We start from the raw sequence: 24,193 nt of genomic DNA on the forward strand, positions 1-24,193 counted from the left end.
TACGTAGTTCTTTTATTTCACTTTGATTTTCTTTCCGGCACGGATACTGTTACCCTTGATGCCGTTCAGTTTGCGCAACTTTTTGACGGTTGTTCCGTTGCGTGCTGCTATTTCAGAAAGGGTATCACCATTCTTGATGGTTACACTCTTGCTGCCTTGTTTTCTGTTTCTATCTCGCTTGCTGCTCTTCTTGCTGCTCTTCTTGCTGCGTGAAGAAGCGCTGTGGCGACTGTAGCTGCTTCGTGGGCGGCTATAGGTTGGCTGTGCATCATTGACATCTACGGTAGCGCGCTTCAGGAAGAGTTCATCGGCTCTGTAAGCACAGATGCTGTCCTGCTGGTCGATGAAACTACCGATGAGGGTAGATGGAAGACGCAATACCATCGGATGGTTCAATCCGTTGATGATATCATGACGATACTGTGGATTCAGATTGCGCAGGTGCTCAATGTTGATGTTCAGCACTTTGGAAATCTGCTCCAGGTGGATATCTTTTGATACTACGATAGTGTCTGTCTTTACTGGCAGTTCGCTTACCATAGGGCAGATGTTATGGTCGCAGTAGTAGTTCATGATGTAGTTGGCAGCGATGAAAGCTGGTACATATCCACGTGTTTCCTTTGGCAGATATGGATAGATGTTCCAGTAGTCGGCGTTGCCTTTTGCACGATGGATGGCCTTGTTGACATTGGTTGGACCGCAGTTGTAAGCTGCAATCACGAGGCTCCAATCGTCGAATATTTTGTACAGGTCGCTCAGATAGTGAGCGGCTGCATAGGATGCTTTTACCGGGTCGCGGCGTTCATCGATGAGTGAGTTTACTTCCAGTCCATATCGCTTGCCGGTAGGCAGCATAAACTGCCATAAACCTGTGGCACCAACGCGTGATACAGCTTTAGGGTTAAGTGCCGATTCGATAACTGGCAGATATTTCAGTTCCAGTGGCAGGTTGTAAGCCTCTAATGCCTCTTCGAAGATAGGCATGTAGAAGTTACTTGCTCCCAACATAAAACTTACCGAACGGCGTAGTTTACCGCTGTAACGGTCTATGAATTTCTGTACTACCTCATTGTATGGCATTTCGATGATGGTAGGCATTCTCTTCAGACGGTCGATATACACTTCCTTCTCGAAGACAGGGTTTACATCGCGGTATTTGCAGGTTGTATCTGCCATCATGTAAGTCTGTGCATTGTAAAGGTGGAGCAGGCTGTCGAGGTTATCTTCCATTCCCTCAGGTACTTCGATTTCCTCCTGCTTTCCGTCTTTGTCGGTAACGGTGATGATATCATCGTTATCTGTTTCTTCTGTAACGTCGGTTTGGGCATGAATGCCTTGTAAGCTGAACAGCATCGCTGCTGCCATGACTAGTATTTTCTTCATATTGATGTTTTATCTCGTCTATGTTTCTAATTTCTATTTTGCGTTATAATATATATAGGTGTATTCTAACTCCTCACGCATTAAAATGTGAGTGAGCAACTTACGCCGAGGCTTCCAGACCGCAGCGGATTGGCAGTCTTGTTGCCGTTATTCAGCATGGTAGGCTCTATTCTGAGCGAGAGATCATCGGAAATGTCAAATTCCGAGAGCGATGCATCTACGTAGGCATCAATCACTGAGAAGGCATAGATGCCTATCATGACGAAGGTTCCCAAGTCTCTCCAACGGCGATATTTATCTTTTCGCTTGCGGAAGATTTCCTTATAGCGTTCTATGTTCGATTCGTTGATCTGGGCACCCAAGTGCAGAAACTGATTGTAGCTTTGGGTGTTGGGGTCATCGTCCATAATATCCATGTAGGCTTGCGAATAGTCGTGATACATCTGGTTGTTCCAGGTGATGGCGTATGTACAGCCTACGAAACCGCCATAGATGAAAGGCAGTTTCCAATATTTGCGATTGTATATCTGTCCGGCACCAGGTAATACAAGTGCCAACCACATGGCACGCTTGGTATCAGGTCGCCAGGTTGCCCAGTTGCGCTTTTTGCGTACAGGCTTTGCTGGTTGGGTGAGGCTTGCCAGTTTGCTGCTGTCTTGTGCGGTAAGCATCGAGTCTATGGCTATTTTTGCCGAGTCGGCTGATGCAATGGTTGGCACATCGGTCACTTGTTTTTTTTGTTTCGACTTCTGTGCCTGTGCGCCCATCGGTGCCAGGAGCAGCAGGGTTGCCAAACAGATTTGTGATATACTGAGTTTCACTTTTATTCTTGCTTTAACTGATCGAAAACATTCATGATGTGCTCCAGCTCCTCTTCGTTGGCGAATGGAATGCTGATTTTTCCCTTGCCCTTAGCTGAGCAGGTGAACTGCACTTTTGTATTGAGAAACTGTGACAGGCGGTTTTTGAGTTGAGTAAATTCCTCAGGCATCTGAGCCTTAGCCGTGATGGTTTTCTTACCGCTCTCGATGTCTTCTCCGCTCTTGAGTCGCTGTACCATCTCTTCAACCTTTCTTACTGAGTAGCCGTTCTTCTGTATCTCCTTGAACAACTTGATTTGCAGCGAAGGTGAGTCGAGGGCCAGTAGGGCACGGCAATGACCCATGTCGATTTCTTTCTTCTGTAGTGCCATCTGCACCTGGGCAGGAAGTTTGAGCAGTCGCAGATAGTTGGCGATAGCTGCACGGCTCTTGCCCACACGTTCTGAAATTTTCTCCTGTGTCATACCCTCGTTTTCCAGAAGGTGTTCGTAGGCGAGTGCTATTTCTATGGCGTTGAGGTCTTGACGCTGGATATTCTCTACGAGCGCCATTTCCATTACGTTCTCATCGCTGATGGTGCGGATGTATGCAGGGATAGCTGTCAGCCCCGCAAGTTGTGAAGCGCGCCAGCGGCGTTCACCGGCGATAATCTGGAATCTGTTTTCTGAAACCTGTCTTAAGGTGATAGGCTGGATGATGCCTATGGCCTTGATGCTTTCGGCGAGCTCATGTAGGGCTTCGTCGTCAAACTCCCGGCGTGGCTGATTGGGATTCGCCTCAATCTGGTCGAGAGGAATTTCATTGATGGTACTGCTGCCCTGGGTGCGCACTCCCTCGGTAGAGATGAGGGCATCGAGTCCGCGTCCTAAAGCGTTGCTCTTTGTACCGTTGTTGTATTTCTTGTGTACTGCCATTTTTTTACTTTTAATTTTGAACATTGAACTTTCTAAAAGGGTTCAATTTCCAAATCTTAACTATTCTTGTTGATAATCTCCTTTGCCAAGGCCAGATGGTTCTTGGCTCCATTGCTTTCTGCATCGTAAAGGATAACTGGGAGACCATGGCTCGGACTCTCGCTCAGCTTCACGTTGCGCTGGATTACGGTCTTGAACACCAATTCCTGGAAGTGGCGTTTCACCTCGTCGTATATCTGGTTGGCAAGGCGTAGACGACTATCATACATGGTGAGCAGGAAACCTTCTATCTCGAGTTTCGGATTCAGCTTGCTCTTGATGATCTTGATGGTGTTAAGCAATTTGCTGATACCTTCAAGAGCGAAATATTCACATTGAACTGGGATGATGACACTGTCGGCAGCCGTCAACGAATTGACGGTGATGAGGCCGAGCGAAGGCGAACAGTCTATCAGGATGTAGTCGTATTCGTCACGGATAGGCTGCAGCAATGTCTTAATCACCTTTTCGCGATTTTTGAGATTCAGCATCTCTATCTCGGCACCTACCAGGTCAATATGACTAGGAATGATGTCGAGTCCATCAATGTCGGTGGTGTAGATAGCATCGCGCACGTCTGCATGGTCGATGATGCATTCGTAGAGCGAGCAGTCTACCTCGCTGATGTCCACGCCCAATCCACTGGAAGCGTTTGCCTGTGGGTCGGCGTCCACTACGAGTACAGTTTTCTCTAGCGTGGCAAGCGATGCTGCCAAGTTAATGGTGGTAGTAGTCTTTCCTACACCGCCTTTTTGGTTAGCTAATGCGATGATTTTTCCCATTTTCTTAGTAAATTTTCGGCAAAGATACAAAAATATTGTGAGAAAGTCGCTATCTTTAAAGGTTTTTTCGTACTTTTGCACCAAAAAGAAAGATATTTTTATGGAAAATAAGAAACCGTTAGTATTAATTTCGAATGATGATGGCTATCATGCCAATGGAATCAAGACCCTGGTGAACTTTCTGAAAGACTGGTGCGACCTGCTGGTTGTAGCACCGGAAAGTGCCCGTTCGGGATTCGCCTGTGCCTTCTCGGCTACTACTCCCTTGCGCCTGAAGCGTCGCCACAATATGGGGAATGATGTGGAGGTTTGGTCATGTAGCGGCACACCGGTTGACTGTGTGAAACTGGCGTTGGATCAGTTTCTTGCAGATCGCAAGCCTGATCTGATTATCGGCGGTATCAATCATGGTGACAATTCGAGCGTGAACAATCATTATTCGGGAACTATGGGCGTAGCTAAGGAGGGTTGTATGCAGCATATTCCAAGCATAGCCTTCAGCAGTTGCAATTATGATGAAAATGCTGATCTCACTCCTTTGCACGATGGGGTACTGAAGGTTGTTAAGATGGTGCTGGAGAAGGGATTGCCAGAATATACCTGTCTGAATGTCAACTTCCCGGCTTTGCCTCCGTTCAAGGGTTTCAAGGGTTGCCGGATGACTCATGGCTCCTGGATCAATGAGGTGGATCATCGCACTCATCCGCATGGATATGATTATTATTGGATGGTGGGTGAATACCGTAATGACGAACCGGAGGCAACGGATACCGACCAGTGGGCTGTGAATCATGGTTACATCGCTATTACCCCAACTAAGATTGATGTAACGGATTATGATTGGTTAAAGAATTTTGAATTATGAAGTATTACCTGATAGTAGGCGAGGCTAGTGGAGATTTGCATGCCAGCAGATTGATGCGCTCGTTGAAAAAAATAGACGAGTTTGCTGAATTCCGTTTCTTCGGCGGTGATTTGATGGCTGCTGAAGGTGGCACTCGCGTCAAGCATTTTAAGGAGTTGGCTTATATGGGTTTTGTGCCTGTACTGCTACATTTGGGTACCATCTTTTCGAACATGAAGAGATGCAAGGAAGATATTGTGAAATGGAAGCCGGATGTAGTGATACTGGTAGATTATCCGGGATTTAATCTCAAGATAGCTAAGTTCTTGAAAAAGAATACCAATATCCCTGCCTATTATTACATTTCTCCTAAGATATGGGCATGGAAGGAGTGGCGGATCCGCAGCATCAAACGTGATATTGCTGAACTCTTCTCAATCTTGCCATTCGAGGTGCCGTTCTTCGAAAAGAAGCACCGTTATCCTATTCACTATGTAGGTAATCCTACGGCTCAGGAAGTAGGGGAGTTCAGGTCGGGATATCATCAGAGTTTTACGGAATTCTGTCAGGAGAATAATCTTGACACTTATCGCCCTGTTATCGCTTTGCTGGCAGGAAGCCGTCTGCAGGAAATCAAAGACAATCTGCCGGCGATGATTGAGGTGGCTGAGCGTTTTGAAGATTATCAGATGGTGCTTGCCGGTGCTCCTTCGATAGATGATGCTTACTATGAGAAGTTTATCAAAGGTACACCTGTCAAACTGGTGCGTAACAAGACTTATCCGCTCTTGTCGCATGCTACGGCAGCTCTTGTTACCAGTGGTACTGCAACTTTAGAGACGGCTCTTTTCGATGTGCCTCAGGTGGTATGTTATGAAACGCCTGTACCTCATCTCATCCGTTTCGGTTTCAAGCATATCATCAAGGTGAAGTTTATCTCGCTGGTGAATCTTATCGCCAATAAGGAGATTGTGCCGGAGATGCTTGCCGACCGCTTTACGGTTGATGGTATTGCCAACGAACTTTATCTGATTCTTCCGGGAGAACCTGGCAGGGATAAGATGTTGGCAGAATATCAGGAAGTTCGAACTCAGTTAGGCGATAAGGTTGCGCCGGATGAGGCTGCGGGCATCATGTTTGATCTTCTGGTTAAGCGTAGGGAAATGCTTCTCCGTATGGCTCGTGAGCGTGCTGAAGCTGAAGCCAAAGCTGCAGCTGAGGCTGCAGAACGTGCGCGACAGAAGGCGATAGCTGAAGCCGAGGCTGCTAAGAAACGTGCCGAAGAGGAAGCTTTGGCGGCGCAGAAACGGGCAGAAGAAGAGACTGAACTGGCACGAATAAGAGCAGAAAAAGCCCGACTGGCGGCTGAGGCTAAGGCACGTGAGGCTCAGCAGCGTGCAGCCCAGGCACAGTATGAGGCGCAGGAAGCCCAGAAGGGTGAACGCTTTGAAGAAGAACAGAAAAAAGGTGTATAGCTTTTTCATGGGTCATCGCAAGTACTTACGTGATCCATCGGAGCTACTTGCGTTTTTTATGGTGATATGAAAAAAAAGGCAGGGGTTCTTTGAGGAATCCCTGCCTTTCTTTGTGCTTGGCCAAACTATAGGTTTGGCCTTTATCTCATAAAAGAAGTATTATCCAAACAACTGGATGGTGTATAGGTAGATTACTGCTGCCGGTATCGCCATGAGCGAAGAGTCGAAGCGGTCGAGCATGCCTCCATGTCCTGGCAGGATGTTGCCGCTATCCTTTACTCCGAGGGTACGCTTGAAGAGGCTTTCTACCAGATCGCCCCATGTGCCGAAGAATACCACAACCAGACCTAAACCTTCCCAACCGAGAATGCTGAGACGATGGGCTTCGCCATCGTTGGCAATATAGCCGATAATGCCTGCTGCTATCAGTACGAATATGCCTCCGCCTATGCTGCCTTCCCAACTCTTGGCTGGACTGATGCGAGGAAAGAGCTTATGCTTGCCGAAAAGCGAACCGCTGCAATAGGCACCGGTATCATTGGTCCAGAGGAAAATGAAAATGCTCAAAGGCAACAGCATGTCGTAATGTATCTGGCCATCGAAAGCTGATGTCTCGAAACTCAATACATTGATCATTGAGAAAGGCAAGGCGATGTACAACTGAGAGAGCATAGTGTAAGCCCAATCGTTGATGGCATCCTTATTGCCCGTATACAGTTCGCTGATGAAGAGATAGAGGATGGTGAGCAGATAAGGTACGAAAACCACGAAATTGCCCACAATGCCCATGCGGAAACCAGCCACGGCAAGGAAGAAGTAAACACCCGCCACGGTGCTGATGAAACGGTTTACCGTAACATTCTCCTTCTGGTTAACTAATCCGCAATACTCCCAGATGCTCAATCCTGTAATGAGGGCGAACAGGATAACCATTGCCCTGGGATTGAGAAAGCAAGATACCATGCACACTACGAAAAATACGCCTGTGATGGATCTTATCACTAGATTCTTCTGTTTGTCAGTCATATCGGTTTGTTTTATTCGTTCTTGTTTTCTTCCGAACCTTCATCCTTCTTGGAAGTCTCATCAGAATCTGCATTCTTCTTCTGGTTCTCTTCATGCTCCTTGATGGCAGCCTGAACTTCAGGAAGTTCCTTTACGGCGTCATCGTCTATCTTAGGCTGTTCGTCTTCCATGATTTCCTGCGAACGGCTCAACCAAGGGCGTTTGCCAAAGATATGTTCTACGTCTTCTGCCATAATCACCTCTTTCTTGATCAGAAGTTCTGCTAAGGCATTGTGGCCTTCCTTGTGCTCCATCAGGATGTTCTTGGCACGGGTATACTGTTCGTTGACAATCTTCAGAACTTCCTGGTCTATTTCGCGGGCTGTAGACTCAGAGTACGGACGCTGGAATGCATATTCGTTCCGGTTGTAAAAGCAGATGTTTGGCAACGTCTTGCTCATACCGAGATAAGCTACCATACCATAAGCACTCTTTGTGGCGCGCTCCAGGTCGTTCATGGCTCCTGACGAAATATGACCGGTGAAGAGTTCTTCTGCGGCACGTCCACCCATTAATGAACACATCTCGTCGAGCATCTGTTCCTTGGTGGTTATCTGGCGCTCTTCTGGCAGATACCATGCAGCACCGAGAGCCTGACCACGAGGCACGATGGTAACCTTGATGAGAGGGTTGGCATACTGGCAGAACCATGAGATGGTTGCGTGGCCTGCTTCGTGGAGAGCGATGCTACGCTTTTCGTCGGCAGTCATCACCTTAGTCTTCTTCTCAAGACCGCCTACAATACGGTCTACTGCATCGAGGAAATCCTGTTTGCAAACAGCCTTCTTGTCGTGGCGTGCAGCAATGAGGGCTGCCTCGTTACAAACGTTGGCAATATCTGCACCCGAGAAACCTGGAGTCTGGCGTGCCAGGAGATCAACATCTACAGTTTCGTCTATCTTGATAGGTTTGAGATGAACCAGGAAGATAGCCTTACGTTCGTTCAAACCAGGGAGATCTACGTGAATTTCGCGGTCGAAACGTCCGGCACGGAGCAAGGCGCTGTCGAGCATGTCTACACGGTTGGTAGCTGCAAGGATGATGACACCACTGTTGGTGCCGAAACCATCCATCTCTGTAAGGAGAGCGTTCAAGGTGTTCTCGCGCTCATCATTACCACCCATGGCTGGGTTCTTGCTGCGGGCACGGCCTACAGCATCAATCTCATCGATAAAGATGATACAAGGTGATTTCTCTTTAGCCTGGCGGAACAGGTCGCGTACACGTGAGGCACCTACACCTACGAACATTTCAACGAAGTCGGAACCGCTCATGGAGAAGAAAGGTACGCCAGCCTCGCCGGCAACAGCCTTAGCCAAGAGGGTCTTACCAGTTCCCGGAGGGCCTACGAGAAGGGCTCCCTTTGGAATTTTACCACCCAAGTCGGTATATTTTTGTGGGTTTTTCAGGAAGTCTACAATTTCCTTTACTTCCTGCTTGGCACCTTCCTGTCCGGCCACATCCTTAAAGGTGATGCCGATGGCATTTCCCTTTTCGTACATCTTAGCTTTGCTTTTGCCCACGCTGAAGATGCCGCCGCCCATACCGCCGCTGCCCATACCGCCGCTGAATCTTCCAGACATCCAAAGGATGAAGAATACGAAGAAGAGCAGAGGTGCCAGATTGAAGAGCGTGCTTAAGAAATCGTTATCCTTCTGGTTGTCGTAGCTGAAGGAGCGTATCTTCTTTTCCTTCAACATCTGGTTGGCATAGCGTTCCACTTCGTCAACCGAGCCGAACTGTACTTTTACGTATGGGTTAGGACCTACAGACTTTGCCGGCATATTGTATACATCGCGCGTATATTTCGGGTTGATGTATATCTTGAGGGTGCTTTCTGTTTTATTGGCCACAACACTGAGCACATAACCCTTGTCTACATACTGTTTGAACTGGGTGTATGTGGCTTCCTTGGCAGCGCTGCCTCCAATCGCATCGCCTCCTCCAGTAAAGAAGAGGATGATCATGGTGATGAGGCAGATGGTGAAAAGCCAGGTCATATTAAATCGTGGCATCTTGGGTCCGCCATTGCCACGAGGCTTCATATTATTGCTTTGTTCCATTTTATTTTATATGTATAACTTTTAGTCGAAAAACAATGTCTGATCCATCATGTAGGATGGGAGAGACTGACTAGTCGAGATCAGGTATATGGGTGAGCTTTGCATCCTCCCATAAATGTTCGAGGTCGTAATAAGCACGTACTTCCGGAAGGAAGATGTGTACTAATACGTCAACAAAGTCCATTGCCACCCACTGGTCGTTGCCGAGACCTGCTACATTTACAGGTTTTTCTTTCAGGTTCTTGCGCACGATGTCTCCCACAGAACCTGCGATAGCTTCAACCTGAGTAGGGCTTCCTCCCTGGCAGATGATGAAGTACTTGGCAATGCTTCCATCGATTTCTGTCAGGTCGGCGATAACAATGTCTTGACCTTTCTTTTCTTGTATACCTTCTTTAATAGTCTCTACGAGTTGTTTAACTGTGTTCATTTATCTTTTCTTTCTTACTTAATTTATATTCTCTATTTTTCTGCAAAGATACATTATTATAATGGAAAATCGACTTAAAAGGCAAAAAAAATGTGGAAAATTAAAGAAATTGCGCTTTTTTTAGAAAAAAGTGCCGAAAAATTTTGTAGGTTCAAAAAAAACTAGTACCTTTGCACTCGCAATTGAGAAATGAACATCTCGTTTGCTGATATTGGGATATGGTGTAATGGTAACACTACAGATTCTGGTCCTGTCATTCCTGGTTCGAGTCCGGGTATCCCAACAATCAAAAAGTTCTATTTTAAGTTTGGGATATGGTGTAATGGTAACACTACAGATTCTGGTCCTGTCATTCCTGGTTCGAGTCCGGGTATCCCAACTCATACGGTAAGGCATCTTTCAGTAATGAAAGGTGTTTTTTTTGTTTATAGGAATTCTGTTTTATGGAGTATTCATAACAATAAACCCCAGAGCTTTCGCCCTGGGGTTTATTGTATTTATTTCTTCTCGGCATCAATAGCCTTGATTTTCTGCTTTACCATTTCGAGGTCAGCCTTGAGTTTCTCAATCTTACGGTTCATTTCTTCTACCAGGCTGTTGCCCTTCTTGCTGGCCGTATTGAAGAAACCGAGGTTGTTCTCGTAGGTAGTAATCTCGCTGCGCAACTGGTCGTAGCGGCGCAAGAGTTTGCCACGCTCATTGCCGAGTGCATTGCCGCCTTCCTTGGCAACATTCTTCAAGTTGTTCTTGAAGTTGTCGAAGTGGCGCTTTGCGTTGGTGGCATGAAGTTTCTCGTAGGCTGCATCGATAGCCTCATGATACTCTTTATAGACCTTGTCTTTCTCTTTGAAAGGAACGTGTCCGATTGCACTGTATTGCTTGGCAAGATCTTTGAGCTTCTTTTGGAAATCGTTGTCTGAAATCTCTGCAACTACAAGTTCCTTGAGCTGGGCAATAATGTTGCGCTTCTTGTCCAGATTGGCATGTTCCTCGCTGCGTGAACCGGCATTCTGCTTGTTGCGGGCTTCGAAGAACTTGTTGCAGGTATCCAGAAATTCCTTCCAGAGCAATTCGCCTTGTTTGTGAGGTACGGTACCTACCTTCTTCCATTCTTTCTGGAGAGCGATGAGTTTGTCGCCAGTTTTCTTCCAGTCTGTACTGTCAGCCAGTTCCTTTGCCTTGTTTACGAGTTGCTGTTTCTTTTCGAGATTGGCAGAGTAGGTATCTTTCAGTCCTTTGAAGAATTCTGCCTTCTTGTTGAAGAATTCATCGTTGGCGATGCGGAAACGCTCAAAAATCTTGACGTTCATTTTCTGAGGGGCAAAACCGATAGTGCGCCACTCTTTCTGAATCTCTATGATTTCCTGGGTAACCTTCTCCCAGTCCTTGGCAGTCTTGTATTCTCCTTGGTTGGCAGCCTCTACCTTTTCGCAGAGGGCAGTTTTTTTGGCGAGGTTTTCCTCTTCCTTGGCACGCAGGTCTTCGAAGTGCTGCTGGTGCTTCTTGTTGATAACAGTGCTGGCAGCTTTGAAACGCTCCCAAATCTGCTCTCTCAACTCCTTGGCAACAGGACCAATCTCACGATATTGCTGGTGGAGGTCCTGAAGCTGGTGGAAGGCAGAAATAACATCCTCTTCCTCATTGAGTTTCTCTGCAGCCTCGCAGAGTTTGGTCTTGGCTTCAAGATTCTTCTTGAAGTCATATTCGCGGGCTTCGCTGTTCAATTTGAGCATGTCGTAGAACTGCTCTACATAGAGCTGGTAGTTCTTCCATACCTCGTTTGCCTTGTCTGCAGGGATGTTCTTGATTTCCTTCCATTCCTGCTGCAAGGCCTTGAAGTCCTGATATGATTTGTTGGCCTCCTCCGGTGAGGTGGTCATGGCCTTTATCTTTTCGATAATTTCCTCTTTTTTGCGGAGATTATCTTGTTTTTCTTCTTCTTGTGCCAGGAAGATCTTGGCTCTTTTCTCCTTGATGAGTTGCATCTCAGCCTTGAAGGCTTCTTCGGTGTCATCCGGTAGAAGGATATACTTCTCTGGGTCACCGCCTTTTGCGAGATACTCTTTCATCTGTGCGTCTCTTTCTGCGAGATGAATCTTGTAGAAAGTTGTCTTGAGTAGGTCGAGTTCCTCCTTGTTTGGATTTTCGCTGCTATGAGCGATTTCCTTTACTCTTTCGAGCACTTCCTGCTTGGTGGCATAAGCCTTCTTGGCAGGGTCTTCCAGGGTGCTCTGCTGCAACAGAGCTTTTTCTTGAGAGTCCATCATGTCACTTTGTTTAGTTTATGATTCGAGTTTCTTGGGCCGGTAGTCGCTTATCTGCAATTCGACCCCATACAAAATTATATTATTAATAAGTTGCAAACTTAAAAAAAAAAATCGAATATCATGCCATGATATTCGATTTTTTAATTTTTTTTGTATTTATAATTGCCTTTTTCTTGCTAATCATCGTTTTATGGGCTCTTTCGGGCTACTTAATGCATATCAGAGTGGTATATGCTTAGAGCAGGCGCTTGTATCTGAGGAAGCCCCATGAAAGTGCAGAAACGAGCACGGAGATAACCAGGGCAATGGCAAATCCGTAATGGCTGTCTTCCATACCGTTGATTAAGTTCATACCGAACAATGAGGAAATCAGCGTAGGCAACATCATGACGATACTGATACTGGTCAGGGTACGCATCGTGGTATTCATGTTGTTGTTGATGATGCTCGAATAGGTATCCATCGTCGACTCCAGAATGTCGGAGTAGATGCTTGTAGTTTCGCGTGCCTGTGTCATCTCGATGTTTACGTCTTCGATGAGGTCGGCATCAAGTTCGTCCACCTGCAGCTTGAACTTCAACTTAGACAGGAGATTCTCGTTGCCTCGGATAGAGGTGATGAAGTAGGTAAGGGAGTCCTGCAGGCGGCTCAGGCCAATCAGGCTCTCATTGTTCACACCATGATCGAGGTTTCGTTTTGCCTTTTCTATGAGCGAATTGATCTGTTTCAATCGCTTCAGATACCAAACCGCTGATGACAGGAAGAGACGGAAGGTCATGTCTACATAGTCGGTGAACCCCTCGCTGCGCTTCTGCTGGTAGCTTACGAAATCAATCATCATATTGGTTTCATAATAGCATACGGTGATGGTAACATCGCGCTTATGGATGATACCCAGAGGCACGGTGGTGTATGGGGTACGGCTGCGTATTTCCTTGACATAAGGGATACGGAGGATGATGAGCATCCAGCCATCGTCATATTCATAGCGGGCACGCTCATCGGTATCGCTGATATCCGAGAGGAAATAATCAGGGATCTTGAATTCTTCTTCCAGCAAGCGCTGGTCTTCATCAGTTGGACATGTTACTTGTATCCAGCAGTTTGGCTGCCACTCATTGAGTACAGTCAGATTCTTGTCTATATTCCAATAAGTCTTCATAGTTTGCTAATCTCCACATAATAAAAGTTTGGGGTATGGAGACTAGCGCTTGGGTACGGCCTACTGAAAGGCTTCATCGTTGCTGAATCTCCACGCCTTACAATTCATTATTGTTCTCCGCGTGATAATCGTCCATTTTGGTGTTATTTTAATGAAACTTATGCAAGTGAATTTGTATAATCTGCTACAGAGATTTTACAAGACTTGCGAAATCGACTGCAAAGGTAATGATTTCTTTTGAAAACTGGAACAAAAAAGCCGAGAATTTTCACTCTCGGCTTTCTTTTTTAATCTTTTTGTAATTTCGTTCCCCATTTTTTACTTTGCAGGAATCTCTGTCAGGAGCTGCTTGACGAGGTTCCAGAAAGGAGCAACGCAACTGATCTGGCAACGCTCATTGGCTGTGTGAGGACTAAGAAGAGTAGGACCGAATGATACGACATCGAGGTTAGGATACTTGCTCAGGATGATAGAGCACTCCAGACCTGCGTGAACAGCCTGTACCTTACCGTCTGTGCCGTTCTGCTCTTTGTAAACCTTCAATACGTGTTCCAGAATGTCGCTCTTAGGGTTAGGGTTCCATCCCATGTAGCTGCCGCTGAATTCAACCTTCATGCCTGCCATGTTGAAACAGCTCTCTACCATTGTGGCAAGATACATCTTGTAGTATTCGTGGCTGGAACGGGCCAGAATCTTGATGGCAGCCTTGCCGTCACCAATCTCAACGATTGCGAGGTTTGAAGAGGTCTCTACGATTTCAGGCATAGATGGAGCCATACGCAATACGCCATCGTGGCAAGCGTAGATTGCATCTACAAGATTATCCTGGATTTCGGCAGGAACCTGCATCTTTGGAGTCTCTACATTCTCAGCGAAGAACTCGATGTTCTCAGTTGTTTCAATGCCTTCGAACTCATCACAGATTTCGTCCTTCCAGTCTGCTACCAGGTCATTCAAAGCTTCAATGTTCTCCTTAGGCAGGGTCAGAACAACCTCAGCCTGGAATGGGATGGCATTGCGCATGTTGCCGCCCTGCCATGAAGCCAGACGGGCATCGAGTTCTGAAATAGCTTCACGCACGAAACGAACCATGCACTTGTTGGCATTCGCTCTGCCTTCGTTGATTTCGATACCGGAGTGACCGCCTTTCAATCCCTTGAGGGTTACCTTAACGGCAGCATCTTCCTTGTCGGTTTCTACCTCTTTATAATCGAGAGTTGCTGTGATGTCGATACCGCCAGCGCTACCGATAACGAACTCGCCCCAAACCTCGGTATCGAAGTTCAAGAGAATGTCGCCGTTCAGTTCGCCTGCAGGGAGATCGTTGGCACCATACATGCCTGTCTCTTCGTCGGCGGTAATCAAGCCCTCGATAGGACCATGCTGCAAATCTTTTGATTCCATTACAGCCATGATTGTAGCTACGCCAAGTCCGTCGTCGCTACCGAGTGTTGTATGATTAGCACGTACCCAGTCGCCATCGATGATGGTTTCGATAGGGTCTGTTTCAAAATTATGCTTGCTGTCTGGTGCTTTCTGAGGAACCATGTCCATGTGCGCCTGCATAATAACGCCTTTGCGGTTCTCCATACCTGGAGTAGCAGGTTTGCGCATCACGATGTTGCCTGCTGGGTCTTGGAAAGCCTCTACACCTGCTTCTTTTGCCCAATCGAGCAAATAAGCCTGAATCTTTTCCAAATGTCCAGATGGACGTGGAACTTGTGTTAACTTGTCAAAGTTACGCCAGATTTCAACTGGGTTCAAATTCTTAATGTCAGCCATATTTATTTAATTTAAAATTTATAGTTAATAGTTTATAGGGCATTCTCGCTATACGGCGTAGCCGCTATCAACTATTAACTTTTAACTATTAACTTTTATCTTTTAACTTTCCCGGTAAACGCCAGTGCTATCCAGGCATAGATTCCCAAAAGGACTACAAGCAGGGTTTGCACGGAGTGTACGATGAGAACGAAGAAGAGGGCATCGTTTGCCTGAATGCCATAGAGTATGAGCATTGTCTTGACGGCAAAATGCCAAGGTCCGGCTCCGTTAGGAGTTGGTACGATGACCGCTATGCTGCCCACGATGAATGTCACCAGACCGCACATCAGATTAAGATGGGAGGTTGCCTCGAAGCATTGGAAGGTGAGATAGTAGTGGAAGAAATAGCTCAACCAGATGCCCAGTGTAAGGGCGATGTAGAGCGGTACATTTCTGACACCTTTCAGCGAGATGATACCTTGCCAGAGTCCTCCCAGTGTTGCTTTCACCTTATTATATATAGCGAGTCGCTTGAGCAGATAGTGAGCCAGGATGAGTACTGCTATGCCACAGATAGCAGTCACTATGTAACCTGTGGCTGTAAATTGGCAGAGTAAACTGTCCATGCTAGTGCCTGTTTTCTCAAAGAAATTGAGGAATACCGGAATCTGCATCACAAAGACCAGCGCCGTAATCAGCAGCACGAGGAGTGAATCGATGGCTCTTTCTGTAACGACGGTACCCAAGGCTTTCGGAAACGAAACATCATCCCATTTCTTCAATACGCCGCATCTGGCAAACTCGCCTGCACGAGGAATTACAAGACTCAGAGCATAGGACAGGAAGATGGAGTAGATGCTGATACTGGAGCGGGCCTTCTCGCCTAATGGCTCCAGCGACTGTTTCCATCTCCATCCTCTGAACACCTGGGCAGAGATGCCAAAAGGGAACGACAGCAGCATCCAGGTCCAACTCATCTTGTGAAGCAGAACATCTTCTACTTGCTTGAAGTCGAATCCGCGATACATCCAATAAAGGATGGCGCCACCCAGAATGAGCGACAAAGCCACCTTCCATATGTTGTTTGCTATCTTCTTTATATCCATAATTAGATGCAAAGATAATACTTTTATTGACAATATCGTTCGAATCTGCATATTTTTAGCATAAATAAACGCTTGGGCGCCATTTATGGCTAAAAGTATAGCCTTTTTTTTAAGAAACAAGTGGCTCTTTCCCTTTTTTACCCAAAAAGATAAAAAAAATCGCATACTTCGTGTGGATTCTCAAAAAATAATCGTATTTTTGCAAAATATATAATATAAAGATAAGATATGAAAGCTGTAAAGCCTAAGAAGAATCTCGGTCAGCACTTCTTGACCGACCTCAATATAGCAAAGCGCATCGCCGATACGGTGGATGCCTGCCCGGATATTCCTGTTCTCGAAATCGGACCAGGTATGGGCGTTCTTACCCAATATCTCGTAGAGAAACCAAGACCCGTCAAGGCAGTGGAAATCGACTCGGAGTCGGTGGCGTATCTTCATGAGAATTTCCCGACACTCAAGGATAATATTATTGGTGAAGACTTCCTGAGAATGGATTTGAACCAGATATTCGATGGAAAGCAGTTTGTACTGACAGGTAATTATCCATACGATATCTCATCGCAGATATTCTTCAAGATGCTCGATTACAAGGATCTCATTCCTTGCTGTACCGGAATGATTCAGCGCGAGGTGGCATTGCGTATGGCATCAGAACCAGGCAACAAAGCCTATGGTATCCTCAGTGTGCTCATCCAGGCATGGTATGATGTGGAATATCTCTTTACGGTAGATGAGAATGTGTTCAACCCACCACCAAAGGTAAAGAGTGCGGTAATCCGCATGACTCGTAACAAGGTGACTGACCTTGGCTGTGATGAAAAACTGTTTAAGCGTCTGGTTAAGACAGTCTTCAACCAGCGTCGCAAGATGCTCCGTGTAAGCCTCAAGCAGATGTTCCCGGGTGTAACCCCACGCGAGGATTTCTACACCACCGACATCATGACCAAGCGTCCTGAACAGCTCACTATCCAGCAGTTTGTAGAACTCACCAACTATGTGGGCGAAGAATTGAAAAGATTAGAATTAATAAAATAAAAACATATAATTATGATAGACGTTAAAGAAACTTTGAATTCTGCAGCAGAGCGTATGGAGATGGCAGCAATGTATCTCGCAGAGGAACTCTCTCATGTTCGTGCTGGTCGTGCTAATGTCGCCATCCTCGATGGTGTGCGCGTAAATAGTTATGGCAGTATGGTTCCTCTGAACCAGGTAGCTACAGTTACAACCCCTGATGCCCGTACTATCGCTATCCGCCCTTGGGACAAAAAGGCTATCAAGGATATCGAAAAGGCTATTATGGATAGTGGTGTAGGTATCACTCCTGAGAACAATGGCGAAATCGTACGTTTGGGTATTCCTCAGCCAACAGGTGAGCGCCGTAAGGAACTCGTAAAGCAGTGTAATAAGATTGCTGAGCGTGCTAAGATTGAGGTGCGCAACGTGCGCCAGGAAATCAAGGAGAAGTTGAAGAAAGCTATCAAGGATGGACTTTCTGAAGACTTGGAGAAGGATGCTGAGAATGATTTGCAGAAACTCCACGACAAGTACATCAAGCAGCTCGAAAACCTGATGGACGAGAAGGAGAAGGAAATCATGACAGTCTAAATCATTCTGAACTTACATTATTTAATAAGTGATAATGAGAGGACTCGTTATTAAAAATACAGGCAGCTGGTACACCGTCAAGACAGACGATGGCCAGCTGATTGAAAGTAAAATCAAGGGCAATTTCAGATTGAAGGGCATCCGCAGCACCAATCCTGTGGCTGTAGGCGATTATGTGCAGCTTATTACCAATCAGGAGGGTACGGCATTTATCTCTTCTATCGAAGACCGCCAAAACTATATCATTCGTAAATCACCTAACCTCAGTAAGCAGAGTCATATTCTGGCTGCTAATGTAGACCAGGCGCTGCTTGTGGTAACGGTGAATTATCCGCAGACATCTACTACCTTCATCGACCGATTCCTGGCTGGTGCTGAGGCCTACAGAGTGCCTGTTATCATCATCTTTAATAAAAGTGACATACTTTCAGAAGAAGAATTGCATTACGAGAAGATGATGTGTACACTCTATGAAACCATCGGATATAAATGTATTGAATTGTCGGCAGCTACAGGAGAAGGTGTTGAACTGTTGCGGCCTCTTATCAAGGATAAGAAATCTTTGTTGAGCGGCAACAGCGGGGTAGGAAAGTCAACCCTCATCAACCAGCTCATTCCTGATGCAGAGCAGCGTACCGCCGAAATCAGCGAGGCGCATAATAGCGGAATGCATACCACAACCTTCAGTGAGATGCTGGAACTGCCGGAAGGTGGTTATCTCATTGATACTCCGGGCATCAAGGGCTTTGGTACCTTTGATATCGAAAAGGAAGAGCTGACCAGCTATTTTAAGGAAATCTTCAAGTTCTCTCAGAATTGTAAGTTCTCTGACTGTACCCATACCCACGAACCGGGGTGCGCGGTAATCAAGGCGGTTGAGGAACATTATATTGCAGCTAGCCGCTATCAGAGTTATCTCTCTATGTTGGAGGATAAGGACGAAAACAAATACAGAGAGGCTTTTTGATAGGGAAGAGTGAAGAACGAAGAGTGAAGAAATTAAAAAAATCATATTAATGAAAGAACAGAAGGACGTCAGGCAGCGTATCGAAGAAGGTGAGTTCGCACAGAGTGCTGAAATCAGTGCGAGCTATCTGGATGAGGACATCTTGATTATAGATAATGTCAAGGTGTTGCAGAACCCAGACCCTATGAGATTCCAGATGAACATGATTGCATCCTGTCAGAGAGGCAGCCTGAGAGCAGAACTCAACGGGCGGGAATTCACCGTGGAGAAGGGCGATATATTTATCAGTCCATCTAACTCAATTCTCGACATCAAAGAGGTGTCGGAAGATTTTGCATGCACAGCCATGTGTGTCAGCAATCACGGCTTGCTTGGTATTCTTCGTTCTCATATCTCGGTATGGAACCGTGCCATGTATGTGAGCAAGGTTTCGGTGTTGAAGATGAATGAGGTGGATATGGTATTCTATTCTAAGTTTACCGACTTGGTGCGCCTCTGTCTGGATCCGAAGTTCAACGACCGCAGTTCGTGGAAACCATATCGCCGTGAGATAGTGGAGACGCTCCTGAAGAGTGCTCTTCTTGCTGTGAGCAATCTTTTGCTGACAGATCTCCCGAAAGAAACTTTGGGAACCAGTGCCAGCGATTTCTTTGATAAGTTTCTGAAGATGTTGCAGCAGAGCGAAATCAAGCATCAGCCTGTAGAATATTTTGCGCAGCAGCTTTGCATCACGCCAAAATATCTCTCCATCATCTGCAAGCGCCATTCCGGCAAGACAGCCATCGAGTGGATTACGGAGTATACGCTTGCTGATATCACCTATTATCTCCGTTCTACAACGAAAACAATCAAGGAGATTTCAGGTATACTGGGCTTCTCCAATACCTCATTCTTCGGTAAATATGTAAGAGAGCATCTGCACATGTCACCTCTGAAGTATCGTGAAAGTTTGAGAAAACAATAACAGCAAAATAAAAACTCGCAAATTCTAAAGAAAGAATCTGCGAGTTTTTTGTTTCTATCAAATAGGGTGGAGCTGGAGGGATTCGAACCCTCGTCCGCACAAGGAAACCATACGCTTTCTACATGCTTATTCCAGCCTTCGGTTTTCGAGGCATGACAGGACCTGGACCACCAATCATACCCTTATCCTCTAAAATTTCATCCATGCAACGAGGCGTACATGAACTATTTCCGATTTACCTGCACCGCTTGATCAACAAGATTCGGAACAACATCCGTTGAGCGATGTCTCGTTCCAGCACCCTGTGCTGGAATAAAGCTAGTTTACTATACTTCGACTAGGCAGCGAGAGCGTAGTTATTTTCGCCAATTAATTTTTTGTTCACTAGGATTTAGGAGGTAGCCAACGAGCCTCCGCATGCTTACGTACCATTTCATCTCGCCGTCAAATCCAGTCAACCCCGAGAATTTTCTGATATTGGGTGCAAAGATAAGGCGAAAATTTGAAATTACCAAATATTTTTAGGGAAAAAACTGCCAGCATCCTCATTTTCATTATTTTTAGGTATTGCATACCTTCTTAGAAATATGTACCTTTGCAGCCTGATTTAAGATAGTAATAATGATTATGAATATGCTAAATAAAAAAATAACTTGGAGAAAACAACATAAATGGTTAGGTATCGGTATGAGCTTTTTCATGCTGATGTTCTGCTTGTCGGGTATTCTGCTCAACCACCGTTCGCTTATCAAAGATGTGGACGTGAGCAGGAAATATCTGCCAAGCCGCTATGAATTTAAGAATTGGAATGGCGGGTTGCTGAGGGGAACGCTTGCTTTGGATGATGCCATATTGCTGTATGGAAACGGGGGAATCTGGCAAACGGATTCTACAGCATCCACATTCAAGGACTTTAATAAGGGGATGCCAGCAGGAGCAGACTGCCGACAGATAAGAAATGTTATCAGAACGGATGATGGTTCTGTCTGGTCGGTATCTCCATTTTCACTCTACCGGTTGGGGAGTCACAAAATATGGAAAAGCGTAACTCTTCCAACAGAGCCGGAAGAGAAGTTGAGCGACATTTCTGCTCATGGAGATACGCTTTTGGTTCTCAGCCGCTCCTATGCTTATGTTTCCTTGCCACCTTATCAGAACTTCCACCGGATAGAATTGCCTATGCCAAAGGAGTATGATGGGAAGGTTACAGTCTTTCGTACGATATGGCTGCTTCACAGTGGAGAGTTGTTTGGTAGCATTGGTAAACTCATCGTAGATGGCATTGCCATCATCCTGGTGTTGCTCTGCATCTCAGGTCTTATCTTCTGGTTAAAGCCTAAACAGAAGAGGTTGCTTCGCTTTTCGCTACAATGGCATGACAAAATAGGCCGATACACCATCATGCTTACTTTGTTGATAGCCCTGACAGGTTGGTGCCTTCGTCCACCTGTGATGATAGCCTTGGTGTTGAACAAGATGCCGTCTATTCCTGGGACGACGCTTCATAGCAAGAACCCTTGGAATGACAAACTCCGTGTGGTGCGTTATGATGAAAAGTTCGGTGACTGGCTCTTGTCAACTTCGGATGGTTTCTTTTCCGTGAATTTCCAGACAGGAAAGTTGGAGTCAATACCCAATACTCCACCAGTCAGTGTTATGGGATTGAATGTCCTTCAGCAAAACAAAGATGGTAAATGGTATTGCGGTTCGTTTAGTGGTCTCTTTGTTTGGGATAGAGTGAAGGGGACAACCGTTGATTATTCTACCGGGAAAGCGGCTTTAAAGAACGCTGGCGCACCATTCGGAAAAAAGGCGATAGCAGGTATGAGTCAGGATTTCTCTGATACGCCTGTCATTGCTGAGTATAATGAAGGAACCGACTTTGCGCCACAACCCGCTTATATGAACCAACTGCCCATGTCATTATGGACTGTGGCTCTGGAGGCTCATAGCGGTAGAATCTTCATAGGTAGTATTGCTACATATATATTTATCTTCGTGATGGGAATACTTGCCGTATGGTGCCTTTGGTCTGGGTATGTCATTAGACTGGTGAAGAAAAAATAAAAAAAAGTTTGAATGCGTTGTTTTAATTGCCATATTGCCATATTGTATGTGCAAATGGTTGATACTCAGCGTAAAAGTACGTATGGCAATTCTCGGAAAAGCGCCGGGAATTGCCATATATTGCCATTGTGAGAATTTAATGCTATTTTCGCCTTATAACCAGATACTCAGTACCTTTCATCGTTCTTTTTCTCTTTAGTCCATCGATGTTCTTCAGGCATCGACCGAACGAAAGAAGGCTTTTTGCTTCCAATGATGCCCCATATTTCGCCTTTAACTCGCTAAAAATGGCGGCGGCAGTCATGAAAGTACCCTCATTTTCGTCTTCTGTTGGCGTAAAACTCTCGCTGAAGCATTGCATGACTGGATCTATTTGTTGGTATCGCCTGTTGTTCTCCATGATGAGAGCCGTCTGTTCTGCATCAAAAATAGGTCTTTTCTCCATTACAGATTGCCTTTTCTGCTTGGGCAAAGAGTTGCTGATAGTTGGGGCGCACGCTTACATCAATAGGACCCGTCAGTTCGATGCCGATGAATCGGCGGTTGCCGGAAGGGTCGGTCAGAATGTCGTCCATATTGCTTGTGGCGATGAAGGAGGCGGTGCGGGGGAACTCCTGTACATGGCTGCCATAGGGTGGCTTGTATTTCACGTTTGGCAACTGGATGAGATTTTTCAGGAATCCCTGTTGTACCTTGGCTGAAATCTGGTTGAATTCATCCAGATTGATGAGTAGGCACTGGCTCATAGCCTGCAACACCTGTCTCTTCTCCGAGAGAATCAGATTATCGGTGTAGCCCCATTGCAGCTGGGGTGGAATCAGACGGCGGCAGAAAGTACTCTTGTTGTAGCCCTGTTTGGATATGAGCAGGGGAGCCACGCTGTTGCCATACTGTCTGCCGGTGCGGTTGTGCCATTGCTCCACCATGGCTAGAAACCAGGTGTAGAACCAGTCTTCCCAGTGCGGGTTGTTGGTAGGCACGGTACGTGCCAAGGCACGTATATGGTCCTTGCCGTCCCAGTTGTCATAACAGATGAACAGAAATTCCTCTACGGGATTATAGTTCTTGATGAAATTGGATTCCAGGAAATTTCTAACGTCCTTGATGCTGACGTTGATACCTGCCAGTTGCACTTCTAGTGTCAGACTCTTCTGTACTCTCGGTTCCACGGCTTGAAATCCAATCCATTCCTTGTCCTTCGGTACATATTCGGTATATTTCATCACCATGTTGTATCTCAGGTCATACTTCTCGTTCAGATATTTCATCATCTTCTCGATGTTCTCTTTCGAGCCTTTCATGCCTTTTTCTTTCTTGTCAGTCGGGTCGCTTTTAGCCTCAGGTATGGATGGGGTTGGTTCTTGAAGCATCAGTTTCTCGTCTACTTTCAAGGCGACAGCCTGAGGATTATAATAGGGTTGGGTATCGAGCGTAAGGAGGAAATAGCTTCTTATCGAAGGCTTTTGGCTGGCTATCTCGGCATGGATGACAGACTGGTAGATGGGCAGGATGTGTCGGTATGCACTTTGGTAGAGTCGGTCGGCATGTTCTTCATCTGTAGGCAGTTCACCCTTTTCATCAGAGAATTTTACCAGTATTTCCACGCTTCTGCCATCGGCTCCGGTCACGGCAATGAGGGTGGAGGGGAGAAAGGCAGCTTGTTTCTTCACGAGCAGGACGTCTTCTGGTTTCAGTATATTCCTGAACGATAGGAGCAAGAGGCCGTTGAATGCCTTCATCCTGAGATCCCCGTTCTCATCTTTCTGAAACTCGGCGGCAGGGTATACCCGGTGCCAGGTGGGCATGTCTTTATACCCATCGTAACCGAAATTCATGGAAGGAACCATATCTCTGAATTTCTGGATGGTAAACTTGGAATCATCTTTGAGCATACGCTCCAAAAGGTGTCCGATACTTCTGTTGGTAACGCAAAGCTGGTGTTGCCGGTTGGTTCTGATGATTGTTATTCTCATCTGTCCTGTTATTAAAGTTATTTCTTTTTCGAGTGAGGCTTACGTAATGTTTGAGTAGGGCTTACTTGGAGTTCAAAAGAGGCTCACTTGGATTTCGGAAAGCATTACTTGCTAAGCCAGGATGTATCTGAAACTGCGTCGCGACGTATCTGATGCTGCGTCGTGACGCAGTTGTTGTTACGTCGCGATGTATCAGATGCTACGTCGGGACGTAATTTCTTCCGCATCGATGGCGAAGTTACGAAAAAAGATTGAAATCCCCAAGCATTGAACCGAAAAAATGCTTTTTTGCTTAATACTTTCTGTGTTTTTCTCAAAAAATACGCTGAAATCTGCTGAATAGCTTAAAATGAGCGAATTATGAGTCTTTTACCTCAATAGAGATAATGATTTGGCAACAGTCCCAATTTCTGCAATATGCATAAGTTTGCTGTCAAACAACTCTTCTCAGCAGTAAAGATACAATAACTACACGAAATAACAATCGCTATATTGG

General features: G+C 45.9%; 19 protein-coding genes, 2 tRNA genes, 1 other RNA gene and 1 pseudogene. 9 read left to right on the top strand and 14 right to left on the bottom strand.

What is annotated here, in order from left to right:
• Positions 1-12: 12 nt before the first annotated feature.
• From DWV53_RS00705 to DWV53_RS00720, 4 genes are all read right to left on the bottom strand, one after another.
• A complete protein-coding gene (locus tag DWV53_RS00705; RefSeq protein WP_118150976.1) occupies positions 13-1,383 on the bottom strand; it encodes a lytic transglycosylase domain-containing protein in 1,371 nt (456 codons plus the stop codon).
• Between the two features lie 80 nt (positions 1,384-1,463).
• Positions 1,464-2,150, bottom strand: coding sequence for a DUF5683 domain-containing protein (locus DWV53_RS00710; RefSeq protein WP_117691774.1), 687 nt, complete (start codon positions 2,148-2,150; stop codon positions 1,464-1,466).
• 56 nt (positions 2,151-2,206) lie between these two features.
• Positions 2,207-3,118, bottom strand: a complete 912-nt coding sequence (locus tag DWV53_RS00715) for a ParB/RepB/Spo0J family partition protein (RefSeq protein ID WP_022121424.1) — start codon at positions 3,116-3,118, stop codon at positions 2,207-2,209.
• Positions 3,119-3,174: 56 nt separating this feature from the next.
• Positions 3,175-3,939: a ParA family protein gene (locus DWV53_RS00720; RefSeq protein ID WP_117586026.1), complete on the bottom strand. Its 765-nt coding sequence runs from the start codon at positions 3,937-3,939 to the stop codon at positions 3,175-3,177.
• Positions 3,940-4,039: 100 nt separating this feature from the next.
• Between DWV53_RS00720 and surE the strand changes: the two genes are divergently transcribed.
• Together surE and lpxB are read left to right on the top strand one after the other, a co-directional pair.
• Positions 4,040-4,804, top strand: a complete 765-nt coding sequence (gene surE, locus DWV53_RS00725; protein WP_181992370.1) for a 5'/3'-nucleotidase SurE — start codon at positions 4,040-4,042, stop codon at positions 4,802-4,804.
• Positions 4,801-5,940: pseudogene (gene lpxB / locus DWV53_RS00730) on the top strand (lipid-A-disaccharide synthase); the annotation flags it as partial. The gene surE and the pseudogene lpxB, both read left to right, overlap by 4 nt.
• Positions 5,941-6,417: 477 nt before the next feature.
• On the opposite strand, the gene DWV53_RS00735 reads toward lpxB, so the two are convergent.
• The 3 genes from DWV53_RS00735 to rsfS form a co-directional block, all read right to left on the bottom strand.
• Positions 6,418-7,284 carry a phosphatidate cytidylyltransferase gene (locus DWV53_RS00735; RefSeq protein ID WP_022121429.1) on the bottom strand — a complete coding sequence of 289 codons (867 nt, stop codon included), beginning with the start codon at positions 7,282-7,284 and terminating at the stop codon, positions 6,418-6,420.
• A gap of 11 nt (positions 7,285-7,295) precedes the next feature.
• Entirely contained in the window at positions 7,296-9,386 is a 2,091-nt protein-coding gene (gene ftsH, locus DWV53_RS00740; RefSeq protein ID WP_117691719.1) for an ATP-dependent zinc metalloprotease FtsH, read from the bottom strand.
• 70 nt (positions 9,387-9,456) lie between these two features.
• Positions 9,457-9,816, bottom strand: coding sequence for a ribosome silencing factor (gene rsfS, locus DWV53_RS00745; protein ID WP_006847152.1), 360 nt, complete (start codon positions 9,814-9,816; stop codon positions 9,457-9,459).
• A 212-nt stretch (positions 9,817-10,028) separates the two neighbouring features.
• Here rsfS and DWV53_RS00750 point away from each other — a divergent pair.
• Positions 10,029-10,099 (top strand) — tRNA-Gln (locus tag DWV53_RS00750).
• A gap of 25 nt (positions 10,100-10,124) precedes the next feature.
• Positions 10,125-10,195: transfer RNA gene (locus DWV53_RS00755), tRNA-Gln, on the top strand.
• A gap of 118 nt (positions 10,196-10,313) precedes the next feature.
• Here DWV53_RS00755 and DWV53_RS00760 read toward each other — a convergent pair.
• From DWV53_RS00760 to DWV53_RS00775, 4 genes are all read right to left on the bottom strand, one after another.
• Positions 10,314-12,083, bottom strand: a complete 1,770-nt coding sequence (locus tag DWV53_RS00760) for a DUF349 domain-containing protein (protein WP_118150980.1) — start codon at positions 12,081-12,083, stop codon at positions 10,314-10,316.
• A 235-nt stretch (positions 12,084-12,318) separates the two neighbouring features.
• A complete protein-coding gene (locus DWV53_RS00765) occupies positions 12,319-13,245 on the bottom strand; it encodes a magnesium transporter CorA family protein (protein WP_022121433.1) in 927 nt (308 codons plus the stop codon).
• A gap of 318 nt (positions 13,246-13,563) precedes the next feature.
• Positions 13,564-15,027: an aminoacyl-histidine dipeptidase gene (locus tag DWV53_RS00770; protein ID WP_006847156.1), complete on the bottom strand. Its 1,464-nt coding sequence runs from the start codon at positions 15,025-15,027 to the stop codon at positions 13,564-13,566.
• Between the two features lie 95 nt (positions 15,028-15,122).
• Positions 15,123-16,115 (bottom strand): lysylphosphatidylglycerol synthase transmembrane domain-containing protein, encoded by a 993-nt coding sequence (locus DWV53_RS00775; RefSeq protein WP_006847157.1) that lies wholly within the window; start codon positions 16,113-16,115, stop codon positions 15,123-15,125.
• Positions 16,116-16,343: 228 nt separating this feature from the next.
• On the opposite strand from DWV53_RS00775, the gene rsmA reads away from it, so the two are divergent.
• The 4 genes from rsmA to DWV53_RS00795 are packed head-to-tail and all read left to right on the top strand — an operon-like array spanning position 16,344 to position 19,657.
• Entirely contained in the window at positions 16,344-17,153 is an 810-nt protein-coding gene (gene rsmA / locus DWV53_RS00780; protein WP_022121436.1) for a 16S rRNA (adenine(1518)-N(6)/adenine(1519)-N(6))-dimethyltransferase RsmA, read from the top strand.
• 12 nt (positions 17,154-17,165) lie between these two features.
• Entirely contained in the window at positions 17,166-17,726 is a 561-nt protein-coding gene (frr, locus tag DWV53_RS00785) for a ribosome recycling factor (protein WP_006847159.1), read from the top strand.
• Between the two features lie 34 nt (positions 17,727-17,760).
• Complete coding sequence (gene rsgA, locus DWV53_RS00790) at positions 17,761-18,693, top strand: ribosome small subunit-dependent GTPase A (protein ID WP_118150981.1); 933 nt, start codon at positions 17,761-17,763, stop codon at positions 18,691-18,693.
• Positions 18,694-18,742: 49 nt separating this feature from the next.
• Positions 18,743-19,657 carry a helix-turn-helix domain-containing protein gene (locus DWV53_RS00795; RefSeq protein ID WP_118150983.1) on the top strand — a complete coding sequence of 305 codons (915 nt, stop codon included), beginning with the start codon at positions 18,743-18,745 and terminating at the stop codon, positions 19,655-19,657.
• Between the two features lie 64 nt (positions 19,658-19,721).
• Here the strand turns inward: DWV53_RS00795 and ssrA are convergent.
• Positions 19,722-20,119, bottom strand: a transfer-messenger RNA (tmRNA) gene (ssrA, locus tag DWV53_RS00800).
• 159 nt (positions 20,120-20,278) lie between these two features.
• On the opposite strand from ssrA, the gene DWV53_RS00805 reads away from it, so the two are divergent.
• On the top strand, positions 20,279-21,724 hold the full coding sequence (locus DWV53_RS00805; RefSeq protein ID WP_118150985.1) for a PepSY domain-containing protein: 1,446 nt from the start codon (positions 20,279-20,281) through the stop codon (positions 21,722-21,724).
• Between the two features lie 142 nt (positions 21,725-21,866).
• On the opposite strand, the gene DWV53_RS16030 is transcribed toward DWV53_RS00805, so the two are convergent.
• On the bottom strand, positions 21,867-22,169 hold the full coding sequence (locus tag DWV53_RS16030; RefSeq protein ID WP_259318878.1) for a DUF3874 domain-containing protein: 303 nt from the start codon (positions 22,167-22,169) through the stop codon (positions 21,867-21,869).
• A complete protein-coding gene (locus DWV53_RS00810) occupies positions 22,147-23,697 on the bottom strand; it encodes a VapE domain-containing protein (protein ID WP_259318879.1) in 1,551 nt (516 codons plus the stop codon). The genes DWV53_RS16030 and DWV53_RS00810 overlap by 23 nt, the downstream gene beginning before the upstream one ends.
• Positions 23,698-24,193 lie beyond the last annotated feature (496 nt).

Origin of the sequence: Segatella copri (assembly GCF_003465495.1) — a bacterium.
GTDB lineage: Bacteria > Bacteroidota > Bacteroidia > Bacteroidales > Bacteroidaceae > Prevotella > Prevotella copri_G.